This is a genomic window from Methylobacterium indicum (genome assembly GCF_017347565.1).
GTDB lineage: Bacteria > Pseudomonadota > Alphaproteobacteria > Rhizobiales > Beijerinckiaceae > Methylobacterium > Methylobacterium indicum.
The window spans coordinates 716,132-736,588 of record NZ_AP024145.1; the positions used below are offsets into that span (position 1 = coordinate 716,132).

General features: G+C 71.9%; 17 protein-coding genes and 4 tRNA genes. 17 read left to right on the forward strand and 4 right to left on the reverse strand.

Annotated features, from left to right (window positions below; genetic code table 11):
- Positions 1-44: 44 nt before the first annotated feature.
- The 6 genes from miv_RS03270 (at position 45) to miv_RS03295 (ending at position 5,042) form a co-directional block, all read left to right on the forward strand.
- On the forward strand, positions 45-1,730 hold the full coding sequence (locus tag miv_RS03270; protein ID WP_207181411.1) for a methyl-accepting chemotaxis protein: 1,686 nt from the start codon (positions 45-47) through the stop codon (positions 1,728-1,730).
- A 429-nt stretch (positions 1,731-2,159) separates the two neighbouring features.
- Positions 2,160-3,731 (forward strand): 2-isopropylmalate synthase, encoded by a 1,572-nt coding sequence (locus miv_RS03275; protein WP_058617355.1) that lies wholly within the window; start codon positions 2,160-2,162, stop codon positions 3,729-3,731.
- A gap of 138 nt (positions 3,732-3,869) precedes the next feature.
- Positions 3,870-3,945, forward strand: a tRNA-Lys gene (locus miv_RS03280).
- A 99-nt stretch (positions 3,946-4,044) separates the two neighbouring features.
- Positions 4,045-4,120, forward strand: a tRNA-Lys gene (locus miv_RS03285).
- 95 nt (positions 4,121-4,215) lie between these two features.
- Positions 4,216-4,291 (forward strand) — tRNA-Lys (locus miv_RS03290).
- A gap of 19 nt (positions 4,292-4,310) precedes the next feature.
- Positions 4,311-5,042, forward strand: coding sequence for an esterase/lipase family protein (locus miv_RS03295; RefSeq protein WP_207181413.1), 732 nt, complete (start codon positions 4,311-4,313; stop codon positions 5,040-5,042).
- A 371-nt stretch (positions 5,043-5,413) separates the two neighbouring features.
- Here the strand turns inward: miv_RS03295 and miv_RS03300 are convergent, their stop codons facing one another.
- Positions 5,414-6,739, reverse strand: a complete 1,326-nt coding sequence (locus miv_RS03300) for an MFS transporter (protein WP_058617357.1) — start codon at positions 6,737-6,739, stop codon at positions 5,414-5,416.
- 151 nt (positions 6,740-6,890) lie between these two features.
- Between miv_RS03300 and miv_RS03305 the strand changes: the two genes are divergently transcribed.
- The 6 genes from miv_RS03305 (at position 6,891) to miv_RS03330 (ending at position 9,778) form a co-directional block, all read left to right on the forward strand.
- Positions 6,891-7,136, forward strand: coding sequence for a hypothetical protein (locus miv_RS03305; RefSeq protein ID WP_048427244.1), 246 nt, complete (start codon positions 6,891-6,893; stop codon positions 7,134-7,136).
- On the forward strand, positions 7,133-8,203 hold the full coding sequence (locus tag miv_RS03310) for a single-stranded-DNA-specific exonuclease RecJ family protein (protein WP_207181415.1): 1,071 nt from the start codon (positions 7,133-7,135) through the stop codon (positions 8,201-8,203). Before miv_RS03305 ends, miv_RS03310 begins: the two co-directional genes overlap by 4 nt.
- A gap of 130 nt (positions 8,204-8,333) precedes the next feature.
- Positions 8,334-8,410, forward strand: a tRNA-Arg gene (locus tag miv_RS03315).
- Positions 8,411-8,578: 168 nt separating this feature from the next.
- Positions 8,579-8,821 carry a hypothetical protein gene (locus tag miv_RS03320; RefSeq protein ID WP_048427245.1) on the forward strand — a complete coding sequence of 81 codons (243 nt, stop codon included), beginning with the start codon at positions 8,579-8,581 and terminating at the stop codon, positions 8,819-8,821.
- Positions 8,822-8,909: 88 nt separating this feature from the next.
- Entirely contained in the window at positions 8,910-9,101 is a 192-nt protein-coding gene (locus miv_RS03325) for a hypothetical protein (protein ID WP_048427246.1), read from the forward strand.
- Positions 9,102-9,445: 344 nt separating this feature from the next.
- Positions 9,446-9,778 (forward strand): hypothetical protein, encoded by a 333-nt coding sequence (locus miv_RS03330; protein WP_207181416.1) that lies wholly within the window; start codon positions 9,446-9,448, stop codon positions 9,776-9,778.
- Positions 9,779-9,977: 199 nt separating this feature from the next.
- Here the strand turns inward: miv_RS03330 and miv_RS03335 are convergent, their stop codons facing one another.
- Entirely contained in the window at positions 9,978-11,276 is a 1,299-nt protein-coding gene (locus tag miv_RS03335) for a PLP-dependent transferase (RefSeq protein ID WP_207181417.1), read from the reverse strand.
- A 148-nt stretch (positions 11,277-11,424) separates the two neighbouring features.
- Between miv_RS03335 and miv_RS03340 the strand changes: the two genes are divergently transcribed.
- The 5 genes from miv_RS03340 (at position 11,425) to miv_RS03360 (ending at position 17,235) form a co-directional block, all read left to right on the forward strand.
- On the forward strand, positions 11,425-11,619 hold the full coding sequence (locus tag miv_RS03340; protein ID WP_207181418.1) for an Rmf/CrpP family protein: 195 nt from the start codon (positions 11,425-11,427) through the stop codon (positions 11,617-11,619).
- An 8-nt stretch (positions 11,620-11,627) separates the two neighbouring features.
- Positions 11,628-12,932 (forward strand): MFS transporter, encoded by a 1,305-nt coding sequence (locus miv_RS03345; protein WP_207181419.1) that lies wholly within the window; start codon positions 11,628-11,630, stop codon positions 12,930-12,932.
- Positions 12,933-13,056: 124 nt separating this feature from the next.
- On the forward strand, positions 13,057-16,092 hold the full coding sequence (locus miv_RS03350) for a response regulator (protein ID WP_425312962.1): 3,036 nt from the start codon (positions 13,057-13,059) through the stop codon (positions 16,090-16,092).
- Between the two features lie 141 nt (positions 16,093-16,233).
- Positions 16,234-16,797, forward strand: a complete 564-nt coding sequence (locus miv_RS03355; RefSeq protein WP_048427250.1) for a histidine phosphatase family protein — start codon at positions 16,234-16,236, stop codon at positions 16,795-16,797.
- A gap of 291 nt (positions 16,798-17,088) precedes the next feature.
- Positions 17,089-17,235 (forward strand): hypothetical protein, encoded by a 147-nt coding sequence (locus miv_RS03360; RefSeq protein WP_207181420.1) that lies wholly within the window; start codon positions 17,089-17,091, stop codon positions 17,233-17,235.
- Positions 17,236-17,257: 22 nt separating this feature from the next.
- On the opposite strand, the gene miv_RS03365 is transcribed toward miv_RS03360, so the two are convergent.
- Together miv_RS03365 and miv_RS03370 are read right to left on the reverse strand one after the other, a co-directional pair.
- Positions 17,258-18,709 carry a M81 family metallopeptidase gene (locus miv_RS03365; RefSeq protein WP_207181421.1) on the reverse strand — a complete coding sequence of 484 codons (1,452 nt, stop codon included), beginning with the start codon at positions 18,707-18,709 and terminating at the stop codon, positions 17,258-17,260.
- A 165-nt stretch (positions 18,710-18,874) separates the two neighbouring features.
- Positions 18,875-20,353: an amidase gene (locus tag miv_RS03370; protein WP_207181424.1), complete on the reverse strand. Its 1,479-nt coding sequence runs from the start codon at positions 20,351-20,353 to the stop codon at positions 18,875-18,877.
- Positions 20,354-20,457: the final 104 nt, after the last annotated feature.

Below are 20,457 nucleotides of genomic sequence, written 5' to 3' on the forward strand. Positions count from 1 at the left end.
CCTCGGATCGTGAGGCGCGACCATCGATGCCGGGCGGTTTCGTGATGAAGTTGTCTCTCAAGCAGGTCCTGATCGGGACGATCCTGACGTTGATGCTGTTCGGTGTGGCGCAAGGCGGCAACGGCATCTTGCGCCTGATGACGCTGCGGGACGACATCGTGGCGATTGCCCAGACCCGCCTCCCGGCCTCGAACCTGATCAGCCAGATCTACGCCGAGACCCAGAGCTACCGGCTCAACCTGTACCGCTTCGTCGTGACCTCGACGGACGATGCCGCCTACGACCGTAACGAGCAGGCCCTGATCAAGAGCCGTCAGGCCTTGATCGACCTCCAGGCGCGCTACGCGCCGCTGATCTCCGGCCCCGAGGAGCGGACGGCGTTCGACCGCTTCGTCACCAAGTGGAGCGAGTATCTCGAAGGCCAGAAGGCGGTGACCGGCGCGATGGCGGCCGGCGACCAGGCCTCCGCGCTGGCGACGCTGACCGGGCCCGAGATGACCGCCACCAACGCGCAGGCGACCGGCGCCCTGAAGTCGATCGTCGCGATGAATGCCGGGGCGGCGCTCGCGAGCGCCGAACGCAGCAGCGCCAGCGCCGGCAGCGGCATCCTGGCCGCCGGGGTGATGACCGCGCTGGCGCTCGCCGCCGCCATCGGGGCGATCGTGTTTTCCCTGCTCGGCATCGCCCGCCCGATCGCCCGCATGACCGACGCCATGGGCCGGTTGGCGCGCCACGACCTCGCGGTGCCGGTCCCGGGCATCGGCCGGCGCGACGAGATCGGCGCGATGGCGGGCGCCGTCCAGGTGTTCAAGGAGACCATGCTGCGGGCTCGCGCCCTGGAGGAGGAGACGGCCCTCGCCCGTGCCTCGGCCGAGGAGCAGCGCCGGGTCGGCATGCGCCAGATGGCGGATGCCTTCGAGACGGCGGTCGGCGGCATCGTCGGCGGGGTCTCGGCCTCCGCGATCCAGCTCCAGGCGACCGCGGAAGTGATGACCGCCACCGCCCGGGAGACCGCCGCGCAATCGACCACCGTGGCGGCGGCCGCCGAGCAGGCGTCCTCCAACGTCGGCACGGTGGCGGCGGCGGCCGAGGAACTCGGCGCCTCGGTCCAGGAGATCGGCCGCCAGGTCGACGGCTCGGCCCGGCTCGCCCGGGCCGCGGTGGTGGAGGCCGGGCAGACCGCCGATCAGGTCCGCACCCTGACCGAGGCCACCGCCCGCATCGGCGACGTGGTCGGGCTGATCTCGTCGATCGCCGCGCAGACGAACCTTCTGGCGCTCAACGCCACCATCGAGGCCGCCCGCGCCGGGACCGCCGGGCGTGGCTTTGCCGTGGTGGCCGCCGAGGTGAAGGAGCTCGCCGGTCAGACGGCCAAGGCGACGCAGGAGATCACCGGCCAGATCGCGGCGATCCAGGCCTCGACCGGCCTCGCCGCCGGCGCGATCGGCGGGATCACCGCGCGGATCGAGGAGATCTCCGGCGTCGCGACCTCGATTGCCGCGGCGGTGGAGGAGCAGGGTGCGGCGACCCAGGAGATCGTCCGCAACGTCTCCCAGGCCGCGGCCGGGACCGGCGAGGTGACCGGTACCATCGCGGGCGTGGCGGGCGCGGCGGAGGAGACGGGCGCGGCGGCGGGTCAGGTGCTCTCGGCGGCCTCCGCGCTGTCGCGCCAGTCCGAGCATCTCTCGGCGGAGGTGACGCGCTTCCTCGCCACCGTCCGGGCGGCCTGAGGGAACGCGAATCGGCAGCCGGCAATCGTCCCGCTCCAGCGGCGAAGCCGGCTGCCGTCGTCTCGTGAATCGGCCGGGCCGAGGCCCTCGCCCACCCGGATATCCCGGCGCCGCGCCGCCGGACGCTCCCGCGCCGCGCGCGCCGCGGCTTGTCATCGCGCCCGCGGGCCGGTAAACGACGAGTCTCGCACCGGGTCCCGCACCCTTTAGGAGACGCGAGCCGTGGCTCATGCCGGCTCCCTGCTGACGCCCCCGACGACCGCCTTCGCGGCGGCGCGGTCGCGCGCGCTCCTCCTCGCCGGCCTTCTCCTTACCAGCCCCTGAGGGCCGTCCGGGCGTGCGCCTGGGCCCTTGGGGGATCTGAGAGACCTGCCGACCAGCCGCGCCCGCGCGACCTTGCGATCCCGGGCGAACCAGGATTTTTCGCACATGACCGACACGACCGCCCGCACCCCCGCGTCCTCCGAGCGCGTCCTGATCTTCGACACCACCCTGCGCGACGGCGAGCAATGCCCCGGCGCCACCATGACGCTGGAGGAGAAGCTGGCGGTGGCCGAGATGCTCGACGCGATGGGCGTCGACATCATCGAGGCCGGCTTCCCGATCGCCTCCAACGGCGATTTCGAGGCGGTGGCCGAGATCGCCCGCCGCTCCAAGTCCGCGGTGATCGCCGGCCTCGCCCGCGCGATCCCCGCCGACATCGCCCGGGCCGGCGAGGCGGTGAAGTTCGCCCGTCGCGGGCGCATCCACACCTTCGTGTCGACCTCGCCGATCCATCTGGCCCACCAGATGCGCAAGACCGAGGACGAGGTCCTGGAAATCATCCTGAAGACCGTGGCCCAGGCCCGCGACCTCGTCGAGGACGTCGAGTGGTCGGCGATGGACGCGACCCGCACGCCGATCGACTACCTGTGCCGCTGCGTCGAGGCGGCGATCCGGGCCGGCGCCACCACCATCAACCTGCCCGACACGGTCGGCTACGCCACCCCCGACGAGTACCGGGCGATGTTCCGCGCCGTCCGCGAGCGGGTGCCGCATTCCGACAAGGCGGTCTTCTCGGTCCATTGCCACAACGATCTCGGCCTGGCGGTGGCGAATTCGCTCGCCGGCATCGAGGGCGGCGCGCGCCAGATCGAGTGCACCATCAACGGCATCGGCGAGCGGGCCGGCAACGCCGCGCTGGAGGAGATCGTGATGGCGATCAAGACCCGCGCCGACGTGCTGCCCTATTCCACCGGCATCGACACCACCCAGCTGGTGCGCGCCTCGAAGCTGGTGGCCGGCGCCACCCACTTCCCGGTCCAGTACAACAAGGCGATCGTCGGCCGGAACGCGTTTGCCCACGAGAGCGGCATCCACCAGGACGGGATGCTGAAGAACCAGACTACCTACGAGATCATGACGCCGGAATCGGTCGGCGTGCACAAGACCTCGCTGGTGATGGGCAAGCATTCGGGCCGCGCCGCCTTCCGCTCCAAGCTCGACGACATGGGCTACCGGCTGTCGGACAACCAGTTCCAGGACGCCTTCGAGCGGTTCAAGGCGCTGGCCGACCGCAAGAAGCACGTCTACGACGAGGACATCGAGGCGCTGGTCGACGAGAATCTGGCCACCGCCCATGACCGCATCAAGCTCGTCTCGCTCACGGTGATGGCCGGCACCCGCGGCCCGCAGCGCGCGACGATGAAGCTCGACATCGAGGGCCGCATCGTCACCGAGGAGACCGACGGCAACGGGCCCGTCGACGCGGTGTTCAAGGCGATCCACGCCCTGGTGCCGCACGAGGCCGCCCTGGAGCTCTACGACGTCCACGCCGTCACCGAGGGCACCGACGCCCAGGCCGAGGTCTCGGTGCGCCTGCGCCAGGACGACCGCATCGTCACCGCCCGCGGCGCCGATCCCGATACCCTGGTCGCCTCGGCCAAGGCCTATCTCGCCGCGCTGAACAAACTGATGGCCGGCGCCAGCCGCCTGCACGCCCAGCACGCGGCCGCCGAGTAGTCGGGGATGCCGGCGCGAGCCGGCAAAAAATCGAACGGCCGGCGGGTTTCGGGGCTGGACAGCCCCCCGCCGGCCGATTAAACGACCCTCACCGCCGGGGCGGTTTGGTGGCTTCCCCGGACGTTCTCTTGTGAGAGCGGGCGCATAGCTCAGTTGGTAGAGCAGCTGACTCTTAATCAGCGGGTCCTAGGTTCGAGCCCTAGTGCGCCCACCAATCCAAGTTACTCTCGCGGTAACTGATCCCGAATACCCTTGCGGTACTCGGCACCAGAGGAACGGTTGGTGGCCGTTCCCCTCGTCGCCTCCTGGCGATGGGCGCATAGCTCAGTTGGTAGAGCAGCTGACTCTTAATCAGCGGGTCCTAGGTTCGAGCCCTAGTGCGCCCACCATTCAGGTTACTCTCGCGGTAACTCACCCCGGCGGCCTCGCGCCATCGGAACCGGCGGAGCGGTTGGTGGCCGCTCCCCTGTCGCCTTCTGGCGATGGGCGCATAGCTCAGTTGGTAGAGCAGCTGACTCTTAATCAGCGGGTCCTAGGTTCGAGCCCTAGTGCGCCCACCATCTTCTCCCCAGATCGACGTTGACCCAGGGCACCGGCCTGCACCACGCGCCCGGGACGGTGGTGCTCCTGCACGGCCTCGGGCGCTCCCGGCGCAGCATGGCGCGCCTCGCCGCGCATCTCGACGCCGCCGGCTACCGTACCGCGTGCCTCGGCTATCCCTCCCGCCGCCTCGGCCTCCGAGCCTGCGCCGACCACGTGCAGCCCGCCGTCTCGGCGATCCATGAGCGGGCGGGATGCCCGATCGTCCTCGTCGGCCATTCCATGGGCGGTCTCGTCGCCCGCCACCTCGCCGCGGCGCAGCCCGACCTCGCCGCCGGCCTCGTGACGATCGGCACGCCGCACCGCGGCAGCGAGGCGGCCGATCTCGTCTCGGCCTTCCGGTTCGGACGAATGCTGTTCGGCCCGGCCCTCCTGGACCTGCGCACCGATGCCGCCGCCGCGATCCCGATGCCCGCCTGCCCGATGGTCGCGGTGGCCGGCACCCGAGCGCTGATCCCGTTCTTCCGTGCCCGGCTCACGCCGCCGCATGACGGCCTGGTGAGCCTCGCACGGGCCCGGCCCGGCCTCGGCGAGACCTGGTGCGCGGTCCCGGGCGACCACACGCGCCTGATGGACCACCCCGCGACCGTCGCCGCCGCGCTCGCTGCGCTCGCCGCCTGGACGTCGCTCCGCCGGGCGAGGCCGATGGGGGAGGGCGGGGCATCCGATCCGCGCAACGTCTCTGAGCCGCGCGGGCGATCCTCCCGGTGAAACGACCGCATTGGTCGGAGGGCTGGGATGGCGCCGTGATCGGAAGCGGGGGCGCTGGGGGACGGTACTGAGCGGACACCGTGATCCGCCAGGGGGCTGCCCGCACGCCGCAGGCCTCGGACGGCCCTCGGCGCCGTCCGCCCCTCATGTCCTCGACCTCTCGGGATCGGAGCGGCCCGGTCGATGGCGCGTCGCGCGACTCTCGATGTCGGCCGAGCCGGTCCGTTGCTCACGCCGGGCGCTGGGTTGCGCCTCGCCGCGTCGGCCCTCGGGGGCCGGAGGGCGACCGGTCCGTCACGCCGAACCGGTCGCGCGCGACAAGGCAAGCGGGCGGAGACCGGTCCGGCCGTCGCTCCGCCCGCCGCTCGGCCTCACTCCGCCGGTGCCGCCTTGGTGGCCGCGCTCTCCAGGTCGCGGCTGACCTTCAGGGTCATCGCCACGAGGCCGCCCGCCAGGGTGACGGCGCCGAGCACCAGCAGCCCGGCCGTGAAGGTGCCCGTCAGGTCCTTGAGGTAGCCCATGACGTAGGGCCCGGCGAAGCCGGACAGGTTGCCGATCGAGTTGATCGCCGCGATGCCCGCCGCCGCCGAGCTGCCGGTGAGGAAGGCGCTCGGGATCGGCCAGAGCAGCGGCGGCGTCGCCGAGACGCCGATCTGGCTCAGGCAGAGTAGCCCGAGGATCAGGACCGGGCTCGAGACGAGACCCGCCCCCGCGACGCCGACCGCCGCGACGATCATGGCGAAGCACACGTGCTCCCGGCGCTTCAGGGTCCGGTCGGAGCTGCGGCCGAGGAGCACCATCCCGACCGCCCCGAACACGAAGGGCAGCGCCGAGAGCAGGCCGGTCTGGAAGTTGCTGACGCCGAACCCCTTGACGATGGTCGGCAGGAAGAACGCCACGCCGTAGCTCGCCGCGTTGAGGCAGAAATACACGAACGAGCAGGCCAGCACCCGCGGGTCGGACAGCGCCTTGCCGATGCTCATGTGCTCGACCGCGACCTTCTGCTTGCGCTCGGTCTCGAGCCGCGTCTCGAGCCAGGCCTTCTCGTCCTCGCCGAGCCACTTCGCCTGGCCTGGCCGGTCGGTAAGGTAGAAGATCACCACGAAGGCCATCACGATCGACGGCAGCGCCTCGAGGATGAACAGCCACTGCCAGCCGTCGTGACCGGCCCCGGTGATGTTCAGGAGCGCGCCCGAGACCGGCGCGCCGACGATCGACGAGAACGGGATCGCCAGCATGAACAGGGCGACGACGCGGGCCCGGTAGACCGACGGGAACCACAATGTGAGATAGAAGATGATGCCCGGGAAGAATCCCGCCTCGGCGATGCCGAGCAGGAAGCGCAAGATGAAGAACACATACTCGTTCGAGATCCCGGTCGCGCGCGAGATTGGCTGGATGTAGGCGAACAGGGCCGAGATCAGGCCCCAGCTGAACATGATGCGGGCGATCCAGAGCCGCGCACCGAACTTGTCCAGCGCGAGGTTCGACGGTACCTCGAGCAGAAAGTAGGCGATGAAGAACAGCCCGGCGCCGAAGCCGTAGGCCGCCTCTGACAATCCGAGCGCCGCATTCATCTGCAGCTTGGCAAAGCCGACGTTGACCCGGTCGAGATAGGCAACGAAGTAGCAAACGACCAGAAACGGCATCAGCCGCCACATGACCTTACGGATTGTTCTGGTTTCGATCTCTTCCACGGCGATGTTCCTGCCCTTGGGTTGTGTTCTTGCAGAGCGGCAGCCCTCGACGCTCTCTAGCAGAGACCGGGGCGGTGAGGGGAGTCCAAAGCCGGACCCGGTGTGCGACGGCAGGCGCAGAACCGGGGCGCCGCTCGCGTGTTGCCCCCGCATGACCGAGACACAGCCCCCCTCCGACGCGACGATCCAGGCCCGCCGCCGCGAGATCGTCGCCGAGCACCTGCTCTTCACAACCATCCGGTTCGTGGCGGCCCGGCACCCGGACCTGCTCGACGCCCTCGAGGCCAGCGTCGACCATCTCGGCGATCCGGCCGGCGATGCGACGCGGGACGACGAGGCCGTGCGCGCGATCGCCCGCCGCTTCGTCGCCAGCCTCCGGGCCGAAGCCCGGCCGTGAGTGGCGACGCCCCCGCCGGCTTCACCGAGACCCTGGCGCGGTTCGGGGCCGGTGCGCCGGTCGTGCTCTGCCACGACGATGCCGACGGTCTGTCGGCCGGCGCGCTCTTCGCCCGCATACTCGCGAGCCCGGCGCACGGCCCGGCGCGGGTGCGGGTGATCGGGCGGGGGGAGAGCGCCTGGTCCGACGCGATCCGGGCCGAACTGTCGGCCGGGCCGCCGGTCGCGGGCCTCGTCGTCACCGATCTCGGCGTGCAGGCCGAGCCGATCCTGCCCGGGCTGCCGACCCTGATCGTCGATCACCACGTGCCGCGCAGCCTGCCCGCGCCCGACGTCGCGACCGTGATCAGCGGCTACGGCGAGGAGCCGACGCCGACATCGAGCCTGCTCGCGCATCGCTGCGCGGTCGCGCGGCTCGGCGCGGCGGAGGCCGGCGCCCTCGTCTGGCTCGCCGCCCTCGGGGCGATCGGGGATCTCGGGGACCGCGCCGCCGCGGCGCAGTTTCCGGAGGTGATGGCCGGTGCGCGACGGCACGCCACCCTGAAGGCCCTGCGCGAGGCGGTGAGCCTCGTCAACGCCCCGCGCCGCTCCCGCCGCGGCGACGCCACGCCCGCCCTGCGCCTGCTGCTGCGGGGGAACGGCCCGGACGACATCCTGTCGGACGTCTCGCCGGACGGCGAAGCCCTGCATGCTGCCCGCGCCGAGGTGAAGCAGGCGCTCGACGCCGCCCGCACGGTGGCGCCGCTCTTCGCCGGTCCGGTCGCGCTGATCCGCTGCGACTCGCCCTGCCAGATCCATCCCCTCGTCGCCCAGTCCTGGACCCACCGCCTGCGCCGCCAGGTCGTGATCGGCGCCAATGCGGGCTTTCGCGAGGGCTTCGTCCACTTCGCCGCGCGCAGCGCCACGGTGCCGGACCTGATCGCCTTCCTGGAGGAACGGGCCCCCCGCCTCGGCCCCGACGACCAGTTCGCGCAGGGCCACCGGCGCGCGACCGGCGGGCAGGTGACCCGGGAGACCTGGAACCGTTTCACCGCCGGTCTCGGCTTCGGGCCCGAGGCCATGGCCTGATGTCGGCCGCGCGGTCACGACAAGCGTCATCCCTGCGGCCGGTGCCATCGCCCGAACCCGTCGAGCGGATGCGCACTCCCTTTGCCTGTTGCGCTCCGCCTCGGGCCGGGCTACAGAGGCTTCGCGGTCAGCACCCGTAGCTCAGCTGGATAGAGCGTTGCCCTCCGAAGGCAAAGGTCACACGTTCGAATCGTGTCGGGTGCGCCAACTTTCTCCAAAAGTCGCTTGATCGACTGTTCCGCCAGGTTGGTTGTGCACCGCGTTGCGGTGGCAGCTTGCTCGTTCGGTGCGGCCTCGACGTGTACACGGTCTGCTTGTGAGACCAAGATGACTCGGCCGGCGGCCGGGCAGACCGACGAGAGGACGACCCGCACGATGCCGATCAAGGCGCTCAACGACCGCAAGAAGCTCTCGTCCGACTTCAACGAGGCCAACGACGCCTTCATCGATGCGGTGCTTGGCGCGCTCCAGGCCGGCGAGATCCCGCTCGACCTCGCCCGGGCCTACCTCGCCCATCCGGTCGCGATGATGCACGCGAACGGCGCGCAGGCGGTGGCGGACTACTTCGAGCGCATCCTGTCGCAGAAGCCCAAGATCGACTGGACGCCGGGAGCCTGAGGATCGGCCCTGCGACGAAGGCGACAGGCGACGGACGAGCGGGTACATCCCTGCCACCGTCTGCTCACCGCCGAACAGGGAACCGAGCGTGTACAAGGTAACAGGAACCGACCCGACCGGCCGCGCGCTGACCTTCGCCTGCGGCACCGATCTGCAGGCGCTCGACAAGGTCCGGGAGCTGATGGGGCGCGGTTTCCGCGATATCTCGGTGGCGGACCCGAAGGGCCGGCGGACGAGCGGAACGGCGTTCGAGCACTCCGTCGGGCTCGACTACGACTGAGATCCGCCACGCGCCAGCCTCGACGATCGAACCGCGCCGCCAGGCCCGGTCTCGCAGGGGCGGTCGAGGGTTCGGGGCAGCCTTGTTTTCGATGGGCTCGCGCACGCCGTCGGCATCGCACCGTGCGGCGGTACGGGCGGAGGCCGCCCGCGGCTCCGCCGCCTTGAATCGAGTGCCCCGTCCCCTCGGCCCGCCCGACCGGCCCCTGTGACGTGCGCGGGGTCCGCATCCGCCATGCCACGCGGCGGAAACACCCCCACGATTGACCACCCCGGCCGCGCTTGCCACAAGCTTGGCCGCATGAGCGCACTCTCCCGGCGCCCTCTCATGGTGGAGCCTCACCCGTGTCGCAGCTGAAGCCCGGGCTCGCCCTCGCGGCCTTTCTCGCCCTCGCCGCCTGCCAGTCGAAGCCGGCCGCCCCGCCGGCGGCGGGCCTCGCCCCGGTCGCGGCCCTGCCGGCGGCGGCTTTGCCCGCCGGGTCCGGCTGCGGCCCGGCCATCGCCCGCACCCAGGCCATCGTCGACAGCGACGTCGCCACCGGCAACCTCAACGCCCCGGTCGGCAAGCGCTTCTCGGCCGATCTCGCCAACGCCTCCGCGGCCTGCGCCGCCGGCCGCGACGGCGAGGCCCTGCACCTCCTCGCCGCCGCCCGCGCCCGCTACGGCTACCCGGGCTAGAGCATTCTCCGGCGAAGCGGATGCCGGTTCGTCGAAGGAAATTCGGCAAGCCAAAGACTTGGAGCGCGTCGCGATGGCAGTCCGATCGTGAAGCGCTCTAAGCAGGTTTCGCCGAAGTGGATACCGGTTCGGCGGCAAGAATCTGCGGCAAAACAAGAACCTAAGCGGGCGAAGCGTTGGCCTGCCAACGCAAGTCTGCTTAGAAGACGGCGCGCGCCGCCTGGGCGAGGTCGGCGACGAGGTCGTCGGCCTCCTCGAGGCCGGCGTGGAAGCGGAACATCGTGCCCTTCGGCAGCAACGCCGGATCGCGGCGCGGATGGACCGGCAGTACCAGCGAGACGTGGCCGCCCCAGCTCTCGGCCACGCGAAACAGCAGGAGCGCATCGACGAAGGCGTGGACCCGTTCGGCCGGGAGCGCCTCGTCGAACGCCACCGTGAACAGCCCGTTCCCGGCGCCGAAATACCGCGTGAAGCGGGCGTGCCACGGGCTTGCCGGCCGCGCCGGGCTCAGGATGTCGGCGGTGAAGGCCTGCTCCTCGAACCATCGCATCAGCGTCGCGGCGCTCGCCGCGTGCCGGTCGAGCCGGGCCGCCGTCCCGTCCACCCGGTGGAAGAGCCGGGTGCAGGTCTGGGGCGAGACCGCGCCGTGGCCGCCGATCCGCAACTGTCGGCGCAGCCGCGCGAGGTCGGTTTCCTCCCGCGCCACCGCGATGCCGCTCGGCGTGTCGCCGTAGCCGCCCTCGTGCTTCGTCGTCGCCTGGATCGCGACGGCGATGCCGTGGTCGAGGGGGCGGAAGCGGACGTGGCTCGCCCAGGTGTTGTCCATCACGGTGCGCAGGCCCGCCCGCGCCGCCTCTGCGACGAGGCCGGCGATGTCCGGGATCTCGAACGTGCCGCTGCCCGGCGCCTCGAGGTAGAGCATCGTGTCGGCGGGGGCGGCGCGCCGACCGGCCTCGCCGATCAGGGCGCCGACCTCCGCGCCCGAGGCGCCGGCCGGGTAGGTCAGGAGGTCGACCCGCCCGGTCTCGCTCATGTAGCGCCAGGCCGGGAAGTAGATCCCGTCCGGGATCAGGACGAGCTTCGGCGCGAAGGCGTCGAGCACCGTCGCGATGGCGGCAAGGCCCGAGGCGCAGACGATCGCGCCGGCCCCGCCATGCAGGGCCGCGAACTTTCGGCCGACCGCGTCGGCTTCCGGCGATTGGACGATGCCGTATTCGGCGCCGCCATAGGGCGCCCGGCCGGCCTCGTCGGCCGCCGCGTAGGCGGCCAGCGTCTCGAACCCGACGCTGCTCTGGCCGAGCGAGCCGAGATCCGAGAAGGCCCGGGCCCGGCCGAGGCCGCGCGGGTTGAGGTGGCCGCGGGAGGCGGCGAGGTCGAGGATCGGCGTATGGATGCGGCGCGTGGCGGGCCGGCACCCGGCCAGGAAGCCGGCGCGGCGTCCGGGCTTGCCGCCGGCCTCGGGAGAGAGGGGCGCGGAGGAGGGCGGGGAGGGCGGCACGGGTCGGCTCCGTCTCGGGCGGGAGATCCCGCCCTATAGGATGCCGCCTCGGCGGCCAACTCGTGCCGTCGGGCATGCCGGGCGGCGCCATCCCCTTCGCCGGGCGAGGCCCTAGATCGTGGCGAACACCCGACCGGAGCCGCTCCCGATGCAGACCCCGCCCGACGACCTCGACGCCCGCGCCCTCGGCGAGGCCGCCCCCGCCAAGGGGCTGGCCCGCGAGGCCTGCCCGTATGCCGAGGGGACGCAGGCCCGCACCCTGTGGCTGTCCGGCTACGACGCCGCCGTGGCGGCCGGCACCGTGCCGGTGACGGGCGGGATCCAGCGCGAGCCGGGCCGCTGAGCCCCGGCATGGACGCGATCGATCCCGCCCATCCGCCGGGCGCGCGCCTCGACCGCAAGGCGGTGGGCGCCGTGGTGCTCGGCAACGCCCTCGAATTCTACGATTTCACCGTCTACGCCTTCTTCGCCAAGGCAATCGGCGAGGCATTCTTCCCGGCCTCCGACGCGAGCCACAGCCTGCTCGCCTCGCTGGCGCTGTTCGGCGTCGGCTACGTCATGCGGCCGATCGGCGGCGCCCTGATCGGGGCCCTCGCCGACCGGGTCGGGCGCAAGCCCGCCATGCTGGTGACCATCGCCCTGATGGCGCTCGGCATGCTGATGCTCGCGGCCTGCCCGGGCTACGCGCAGATCGGCGGCTGGGCGCAGGCCATCGTCATCGCCGGCCGGCTGATCCAGGGGCTGGCGCTCGGCGGCGAGGTCGGCCCCTCCACCGCCTACCTGATCGAGGCCGCGCCGCCCCGGCATCGCGGCTTCGTCACGAGCTGGCAGATCGCCAGCCAGGGCTGCGCGGCCCTCTTCGCCGGGCTGCTCGCCACGGCGCTGGCGCTCACGATCGGCGATGCCGCCATGGCGCAGTGGGGCTGGCGGGTGATGTTCCTCGTCGGCCTCGCCGTCGTGCCGGTCGGCCTGATCATCCGCAGCCACCTGCCGGAGACCGGCGGCGCCGAGGCCGATCCGGAAGCCGCCGCCTCGACGGGCGCGGTGATCCGCCGGCTCCTGCGCGACCACGGCCGCCTGCTCGCCCTGACCTTCCTGGTCATCGCCGCCTCGACGGTCTCGAACGCCGTGGGCACCAACATGCCGGTCTATGCCGGGGCGACCCTCGGCCTGTCGGAGACCGCCGCGACCGCGGTGCCGATCGCGCTCGGCCTCGCCTCGGTGGTGTTTCCGCTGCTGGGCGGGTTCCTCGCCGACCGGGTCGGCCGGCGCCCGGTGATGATCTGGCCGCGCGTGCTGATCCTGCTGCTGGCGGTGCCGGCCTTCGCCTGGCTGCTGCGGGCGCCGGGGCCGATCGCGGTCTACGCGGTGACCTTCCTGCTCTCGGCCCTGTCCTCGATCAACGCGGCGGCGATCATCGTCGGCATCCCGGAATCGCTGCCGCGCGCGGTGCGCAGCTCCGGCCTCGCCATCGTGTACGCCCTCGCGGTCTCGGTCTTCGGCGGCAGCACCAACTACGTGATCAACTGGCTGATCGCGGCGACGGGCGACCGGATGGCGCCGGCCTACTACCTCGCCGCCTTCAGCCTCGTCGGCACGGTGGCGGCCTGGATGCTGCCCGAGACCCGCGGGCGCGACCTCGACGACACCGCATGATCGTCGCGCCCCGCCCGTCGATTTCGGGTGGGGCACTTTTCGGGCGGGCCCGTACGGCAAACCGTGCCACAAGCCGGAGATGCGGCTCCCGCCCCGCGTTCCTCGAACGGAAACCCACCTCGTCATGAGCCTCGAGACTGAGACGATGCAAGCGAAGACGACGCAGAGGTGGCGCTTCCTCGCCCCCGGCCGGCGCGTCCCGGGATCGCCGCTCGCCTTCCTGCTCTTCGCCATCGCGGTGGCGACCGGGGGCTGGAACTACGTCGAGGCCGCCCGCAACCGCGCGGAGGCCGAGCGGCTCGGCCGGGTCCTGACCCAGAGCGAGCGCGTGCTCTCGAGCATGAAGGATCTCGAGACCGGCCAGCGCGGCTTCGTGCTCACCGGCCGCGAGGACTACCTCGATCCCTATACCGCGGCTCTCGGCCGGATCGGCGGCGAGCTCGACCGGCTCGACGCCGACACGCCCGACCGGGCCCTGCGCACGCGCCGCCGGGCCGTGATCGATACCGAGATGGATTTTGCCGGTCGCGTCGTCGCCGCGCGGCGAGCCGGTGGCGAAGGGGCCGACGGACGCGACGCGGCCCTGGCGCTGATCCAGACCGGGGAGGGCAAGCGCGCCATGGATGCGGTGCGTGCGCTCACCCGGGAGGTCCAGGACGACACCACCGGCGGGATGCGTCGCCTCGCCGAGGCGAATGCCCTGCGCACCCCGCTCCTCTCCCTCGTCACCCTCCTGTCGGCGCTCGCGGCGGCCGGCCTGCTCGCCCGCCTCGCCCTGGTGCGCCGCCGGGAGAGCCAGCGCATGGCCGACCTCCTGGAGAGCGTCCTGGAGAACGCGCCCGTCGGCCTCGGCTTCCTCGACCGCGACCTGAACCTGCGCCACATGAACCGGGCGCTCGGCAACATGAGCGAGCGCGGCTTCGGCGCCGATGTCGGCGCGCCGATCTGGGCGCTGCTGCCCTCGTTGCGCGATGCGCTGGCGCCGAAGCTCGCGGCGGCCCGCGACAACGGCCTCGTCACCGCCAATATCGAGGTCGGGGTGCCGGCACCCAGCGCGCCGGGCGGCGTGCGCCACTTCGAGGTCAGCTTCTTCCCGCTGCGCCGCCGCGGCCGCGGGCCCGAGACCGAGCGGGCCGACGGCGTCGGCATCGTGATGGACGACGTGACGCTGGCCAAGCTCGCCGAGCGCCGCCGCGCCGACAGCGAGGAGCGATTCCGCTCGCTGACCGAGGCCACCTCGGCCATCGTCTGGACCACGACGCCGGACGGGGCGTTCCGGGAGATCACCTCGGAATGGACCCGTTTCACCGGCCAGCCCCCCGCCGAGGCGGCGGGCCAGGGCTTCCTGGAAGCGGTCCACCCCGACGACCGGGAGGCGACGCGGGTCGCCTGGGAGCAGGCGGTGGCGGGCCGCACGCTCTATGCCATCGAGCACCGCCTGCGCCGCCACGACGGCGTCTGGCGGTACATGGAGGGCCGCGCCGTCCCGATCCTGGAGGAGGACGGCCGGGTGCGCGAATGGGTCGGCGCGCATGCCGACGTCACCGCCCGCAAGGAGGCCGAGCTGGCGCTCGAGGCCGCCAAGGAGGCGGCCGAGGAAGCGAACCGCGCCAAGAGCCAGTTCCTCGCCAACATGAGCCACGAGCTGCGCACCCCGCTCTCGGCGGTGATCGGCTATTCGGAGATGCTGCAGGAGGAGATGGAAGATCTCGGCGAGGAGAGCCTGCTCGCCGACATGCGCAAGATCGAGGCGAATGCCCGCCACCTGCTCGGCCTCATCAACGACGTGCTCGACCTCTCGAAGATCGAGGCCGAGCGGATGGAGGTCTATGCCGAGGATCTCGACGTGGCCGAGACCCTGCGCGACGTCGCCACCACGGTCGACGCCCTGGTGGTCAAGAAGGACAATACCCTCGACCTGCAGCTCGGCGACGGCCTCGGACACGCGCATACCGATGCGACCAAGCTCCGGCAGTGCCTGATCAACCTCTTGAGCAACGCCGCGAAGTTCACCGAGGGCGGCCGGATCGTCCTGTCCGCCGTGCGCGAGCGCAGACCGGGCGGCGACGTCCTGCGCTTCGCCGTGACCGATACCGGCATCGGCATGACCGAGGAGCAGCAGGCGCGGCTCTTCCAGCGCTTCACCCAGGCCGACGCCTCGACCACCCGCCGCTTCGGCGGCACCGGCCTCGGCCTCGCCATCACCCGGGCCTTCGCCCGGATGCTCGGCGGCGAGATCGCGGTGGCGAGCCGGCCCGGGGAGGGCACCACCTTCACCCTGGAACTGCCGGCCCTCTACGAGGCGCGCGACCCCGCCGAGCCGGCCGCCGCGCCCGCGCCCGACGCGCCGGAGATCCCGGCCGCGGCCCGGCCCGAGGCCGGCTCCAACCTCGTCCTCGTCGTCGACGACGACCCGGCGACCCGGGACCTGCTCGTCCGCTTCCTGAAGCGGGACGGGTTCCAGGTCGCGACCGCCCCGGACGGCCGCGCCGGGCTGGAGCAGGCCCGGGCCTTGCGCCCCCGCGTCGTCCTCCTCGACGTGACGATGCCCCGGATGGACGGCTGGGCGGTGCTGCGGGCCCTGCGGGCCGATCCGGATTTCGGGGCCACGCCGGTGATCATGGTCACGGTGCTCGACGAGCAGAACCTCGCCTTTTCCCTCGGCGCGACCGACTACCTGCACAAGCCGGTGGAATGGGGCGCGCTCAAGGAGGCGATGGAGCGCTTCCGCCCGGCCATCCACGAGGGGCCGGTCCTGGTGGTGGACGACGACCCCGACGTGCGCGAGCGCATGACCACCATGCTGACCCGCGAGGGCTGGCGGGTGGCGAGCGCCGAGAACGGCCTTGCCGGCCTCGAGGCCGTCGGCGTGCGCAAGCCCGGCCTCGTCCTCCTCGACCTGATGATGCCGGAGATGGACGGCTTCGGCTTCCTGCGGGCGCTGCGCGACAAGCCCGAATGGCGCGACATCCCGGTCGTCGTCCTGACCGCCAAGGACGTGACCGCCGAGGACCGCCGCCGCCTCGCCGGCCGGGCCGACCGCATCCTGCCCAAGGCCGGCCTCGGCATGGCCGACCTCGCCGCGACCCTGCGCGGGCTGATGGGACCGTCCTCCGGGAGCGATGGTGCGGAAGGGCCGGACCGGCCGGTCGCGCCGTGAGAGGGGGCATGCCCGCGGGCCGACGCCGCAGCCGCCGTGGCATCGGGCCCTCGCGCGGCGACGGCCGTTCGATCCGCCGGCACTCCGCCTCGCGGCTGCGCGTCGCGGGGCCGGCGCGACGCGGCGCCCTACCTTGGCCCGATGATCCTGCTTCGCCACGGCCAGAGTGAGTTCAACCTGCATTTCCACGCGACCGGCCTCGACCCCGGCATCGTGGACGCGCCCCTGACGCCGCTCGGTCACGGGCAGGCGGAGGCCGCCTCCCGGTCGCTGGCGGGGGAGGGGCTTCGGCGCATCCTGTGCTCGCCCCTGACCCGGGCGCTCCAGACCGCGACGCCGGTGGCGGACCGCCTCGGCCTGCCGATCCTTGTCACGCCGATGGTGCGTGAGCGCCGGGGCGCGAGCTGCGATACCGGCACCTGCCGGACCGATCTCGCCCGTGCCTGGCCGCATCTCGATCTCAGCCACATGGACGAGGTCTGGTGGCGCGGGGCCGACGAGGCGGACCAGGAGCCCGATCACCTGTTCGAGGCCCGTGTCGCGACCTTCGGTGCCACGATGGCCGGGGATCCCGACTGGGCCCATACCCTCGTCGTGTGCCACTGGGGGTTCATCATGGCGGTCACCGGCTGCAGCCTCGCCAACGGCGAGTGGGTCCGCTGCCGGATGGACGAGGCCGGACGGCTCGCGGCCGTGGAGCGCTGACGCGCCGGGTGCGGCCTCCGCGTCGTCGACCCGGGTCGAGACCGTGGAGCGATCGGTCCCGCATCGCGTCCGCGGGCCGGGACCCCCGTGCAGAGCCGGCGCTCTCGGGCCTCGTGCACGCAATATTGGCGCAACACATGCATCACACTATCGAGGACCGACGGCGTGATCGGCCGTCGGTTCATCAATTGATATATTTCCGGTCCGGCATTGTGAGGCGTAGAACCGAGCGTTCGCCGTATCGAGGACGGCGGCGCGCAGTTCTCACCGGTATCGAGAAGGGTCCGCGCGATGAGACTTCAGGCACGACGCATGGTCGATTTCTCGGAGACTGCGACGGAGGCGTCCAGCGAGGAGATCCGGGCGCATGTCAGGGCCCAGCTGGCGAAGCTCCTGTCCGTCGTGACGGGGGCGAAGGACCGGGGGAACGCGGCCTGAGCCGGCCCCCGGCCGCCGCCCGTCAGAACGGATCGGCGACGATCGGCCAGAGCGGCCGGCCGGCCCGCGGCAGGGACAGGGCGGCGAAGTTCGGGTTGGCGCTGCCCGGCACCGCGACGTGGAGGATGCGGTCGGCCCGCGGCGCGAAGCCGGCATTGAAGTGCTGGGCCGACTTCACGAACACGGTGGCGTAGTCGGTCAGCGAGACGCCGAACTGCTCGAAGGCCGAGGGCTGGAAGATCTGGGTGCGCAGGGCGTTCAGGACGATGTGCAGGCCACCGGCCTCGACCATGACGCAGTCGCCCATCGGCTGCTTGCCGTTGCCGTAGGTCTGCACCGCGTCCGCCTGGATGCCGAGCACCCGCACCGCGAGGTCGACGGGGTCGCCCGACATCGGCCCGGTCTTGCCGCCGATGCGCAGGTTGAGGCGCGCGCCGATGCCGGCCTCGCGGCAGAGGCGCACCGCCACCGGGTCCCAGAAGCTGCCGATCGCGCAGCGCGTCGCGCCGGCCTCCACAAGCGCACGCAGCAGGAAGGTCGAATCGCTCGCCGAGCCCGCCCCGGCATTGTCCGAGACGTCGGCCAGCACCGTCACGCCCGCCGGGGGATCGAGCGCCACCCGCACCGCCTCGTCGAGGGTCAGCAGCCGGTCGGTGGTCGCCTCGCGCATCTCCCACAATTCGCGGGCGAGCGCCTCGGCCGTGCGGCGGGCCAGCTCCGCGTCGCCGTCGGTCACCGCCACCACCTTGGCGCCGACATCCGGGATGTCGGCCCAGGGAAAGCCGTGGGCGAGCGACAGGGACAGGATGCCGTCCCGCCCTTCGGCGGCGCTCATCCGGTCGACGAAGCCGCGGGTCGGCTGGTTGGGCGTGCGCCACACCGCCAGCATCCGGCAATCGGCGACCGCGATCACGGGCCGGATCCGGCCGGCGCGCGCCGCGTCGCAGAGGCGAAAGAGGTCGCGGGCCCGGTCGTCGACGTCGATGTGGGGGTATTCCTTGTAGGTGAGCAGGACGTCGGAGGCCGCGACGATGCGCTCGCTCAGGTGGCAATGCAGGTCGAGCTCGACCCCGATCGTCACCCCCTTGCCCACGATCTCACGGGCGGCGGCGACGAGCTCGCCCTCGCAATCGTCCTGCTCCTCGGCGATCATCGCGCCGTGAAGGTCGAACAGCACCATGTCGACCGGGCCCGCCGCCCGGAGATCGGCGAGGACGCGGTCGCGCAGGCCCTCCCACACGTCCTGACGCGTCGGCCCGCCGGGCGGCGCGAAGGCCGCCAGGCTTTCCACCACCTCGTACCCGGCGGCCTCGCCCATCGTGCGCCAGACCTTGAGCGGCCCGGCGAACCAGTGATCGGAGGTGCGGGAGGCGCCGGTCTCGACGTAGAGGTCGTCCAGGAAGGCGGCGCGCCCGGTCGGGATCGGAGAGAAGGTGTTGGTCTCGGTGCCGAGCGCGGCGATGAAGAGTTTCACGGGTGGGGTCTCCTGACGATCGGCCGGTCTTGGATGTGTTCGGGTGTTGGTTTGCGGGCAGCTGTGCTGCCGGCTGGCTGAGGAATGTCCATCCTGCCCACGAACCTCATTCTGAGGTCGCGGGTGGGATCGGGCAGGTCTTTCTTCCCTCATCCATGCGGCACGTTAGCCCTTCGCCGCCACATGCACCCCCGGCCGCCGCCCGTCGTTCCATTGCCCCCTGATCGCCCGCTCGACCTGCGCGGCGAGTTGCAGCAGCAGCCCGTCCCGCCCTTGCGCCGCCTGGGCCTGGATGCCGAGGGGCAGGCCGTGCTCGTTCCAGGCGAGCGGCATCGACAGGGCCGGCAGGCCGCAGAGATTGGCGAGCGGCGTGTAGGCGAAGTTGCGCCACAGGTTCTCGAACCAGGCGTGGACCGAGGGCTCGTCGCTGATCGTCAGGTACTCGGTCGTGCCGACACGCGGCGTCGGCAGGGCGGTGATCGGGGTGAGGATGATGTCCCACTCCTCGAAGAACGCGCCGAAGCCCCGCGCCGTGCTGTTGAACACCGCCTGCATCGCCGCCCGCTCGGTGTAGCCGGCGTGGCGCCCGGCCTCCCAGATCCGGACGTTCATCGGCTCGACCCGATCCTCGGGCGGCCGCTCGAGGCCCTTCAGGGCCAAGAGCCCGTTGATGGTCTGGGCGAAGTTCGTGATGTAGCAGGTCGTCTGCGCCTCGAAGGCGGCCCGGATGTCGACGGCCGGCAGCGCCCACTCGACGTGGTGGCCGAGCCCTTCGAGGAAGCGCCCGATCCGCTCCAGTTCGGCGACGTGGTGGGGCACGGCGCGGTAATCGCCCCATTCGTGCGACAGCGCGATGCGCAACCGGCCCGGATCGCGTTCGATCAGCGTGGCGTAGGGCTCGGGCGCAGTCCAGTAGGGCATGAACTCGCCCGGCGCGCCGCCGCGGCACCGGTCGACGAAGGTCGCGGTGTCGCGCACGGTGCGCGACTGGCAGCCCTGGATCGACACGATGCTGGTGAGGTCCGAGCCGTAGGGCGCGATCGAAAAGACGCCGCGGGAGGGCTTGAGACCGAGATTGCCGTTGACGCCCGCCGGGATGCGGATCGAGCCGCCGCCATCGGTGGCATGCGCCATCGGCACCACGCCGGACGCCACTGCGGCGGCAGATCCCGCGGAGGAGCCGCAGGTGGTGTAGTCGAGATTCCACGGATTGCGGGTGACGTAGACCGCCGGGTTCTCGGCCGAGCTGCACACGCCGAATTCCGGCGTCGTGGTGCGCCCGACGAGGTTGAGGCCGGCCTGCCGCATCTTCGTCGTCAGGTGGCTGTCGCTCGCCGCGCGGTTCCCGCGCATCAGCAGCGAGCCCATCTCCTGGAGCCGACCCTTCAGGGTGGGCCCGAGGTCCTTCATCAGGAACGGCACGCCCGCGAAGGCGCCGTCGAGATTCGTGCCGTCCCGGGCGGGATCGGCGACCGCGTCGTCGAACAACTCGATCACGGCGCTCGTCGCCGGGTTCGTCAGCGCCACGCCGGCCGCCGCCTGCGCGGCGAGTTCGGCCGCCGTCACTTCCCCGGCGCGCACCCGCGCGGCGAGCGCGCAGGCATCGTGCTGCGCCCATTCCTCCCAGGTCATGGCGAGGGTCATTGGTGTGGTCCTGTTTTTGTTATGAAGATCGTTTCAAGACAAAGCGCTTCCCCGCCCCCTTGTGGGGAGGGGTTATGGGGATCGAAGATCCCGCGTGGGGGTGG

Bases quoted from the DNA above. Each gene is read 5' to 3' on its own strand.
- miv_RS03270 (WP_207181411.1), top strand. From the start codon at position 45: ATGAAGTTGTCTCTCAAGCAGGTCCTGATCGGGACGATCCTGACGTTG.
- miv_RS03275 (WP_058617355.1), top strand. From the start codon at position 2,160: ATGACCGACACGACCGCCCGCACCCCCGCGTCCTCCGAGCGCGTCCTG.
- miv_RS03305 (WP_048427244.1), top strand. From the start codon at position 6,891: ATGACCGAGACACAGCCCCCCTCCGACGCGACGATCCAGGCCCGCCGC.
- miv_RS03320 (WP_048427245.1), top strand. From the start codon at position 8,579: ATGCCGATCAAGGCGCTCAACGACCGCAAGAAGCTCTCGTCCGACTTC.
- miv_RS03340 (WP_207181418.1), top strand. From the start codon at position 11,425: ATGCAGACCCCGCCCGACGACCTCGACGCCCGCGCCCTCGGCGAGGCC.
- miv_RS03345 (WP_207181419.1), top strand. From the start codon at position 11,628: ATGGACGCGATCGATCCCGCCCATCCGCCGGGCGCGCGCCTCGACCGC.
- miv_RS03350 (WP_425312962.1), top strand. From the start codon at position 13,057: ATGAGCCTCGAGACTGAGACGATGCAAGCGAAGACGACGCAGAGGTGG.
- miv_RS03355 (WP_048427250.1), top strand. From the start codon at position 16,234: ATGATCCTGCTTCGCCACGGCCAGAGTGAGTTCAACCTGCATTTCCAC.
- miv_RS03360 (WP_207181420.1), top strand. From the start codon at position 17,089: ATGAGACTTCAGGCACGACGCATGGTCGATTTCTCGGAGACTGCGACG.
- miv_RS03370 (WP_207181424.1), bottom strand. From the start codon at position 20,353: ATGACCCTCGCCATGACCTGGGAGGAATGGGCGCAGCACGATGCCTGC.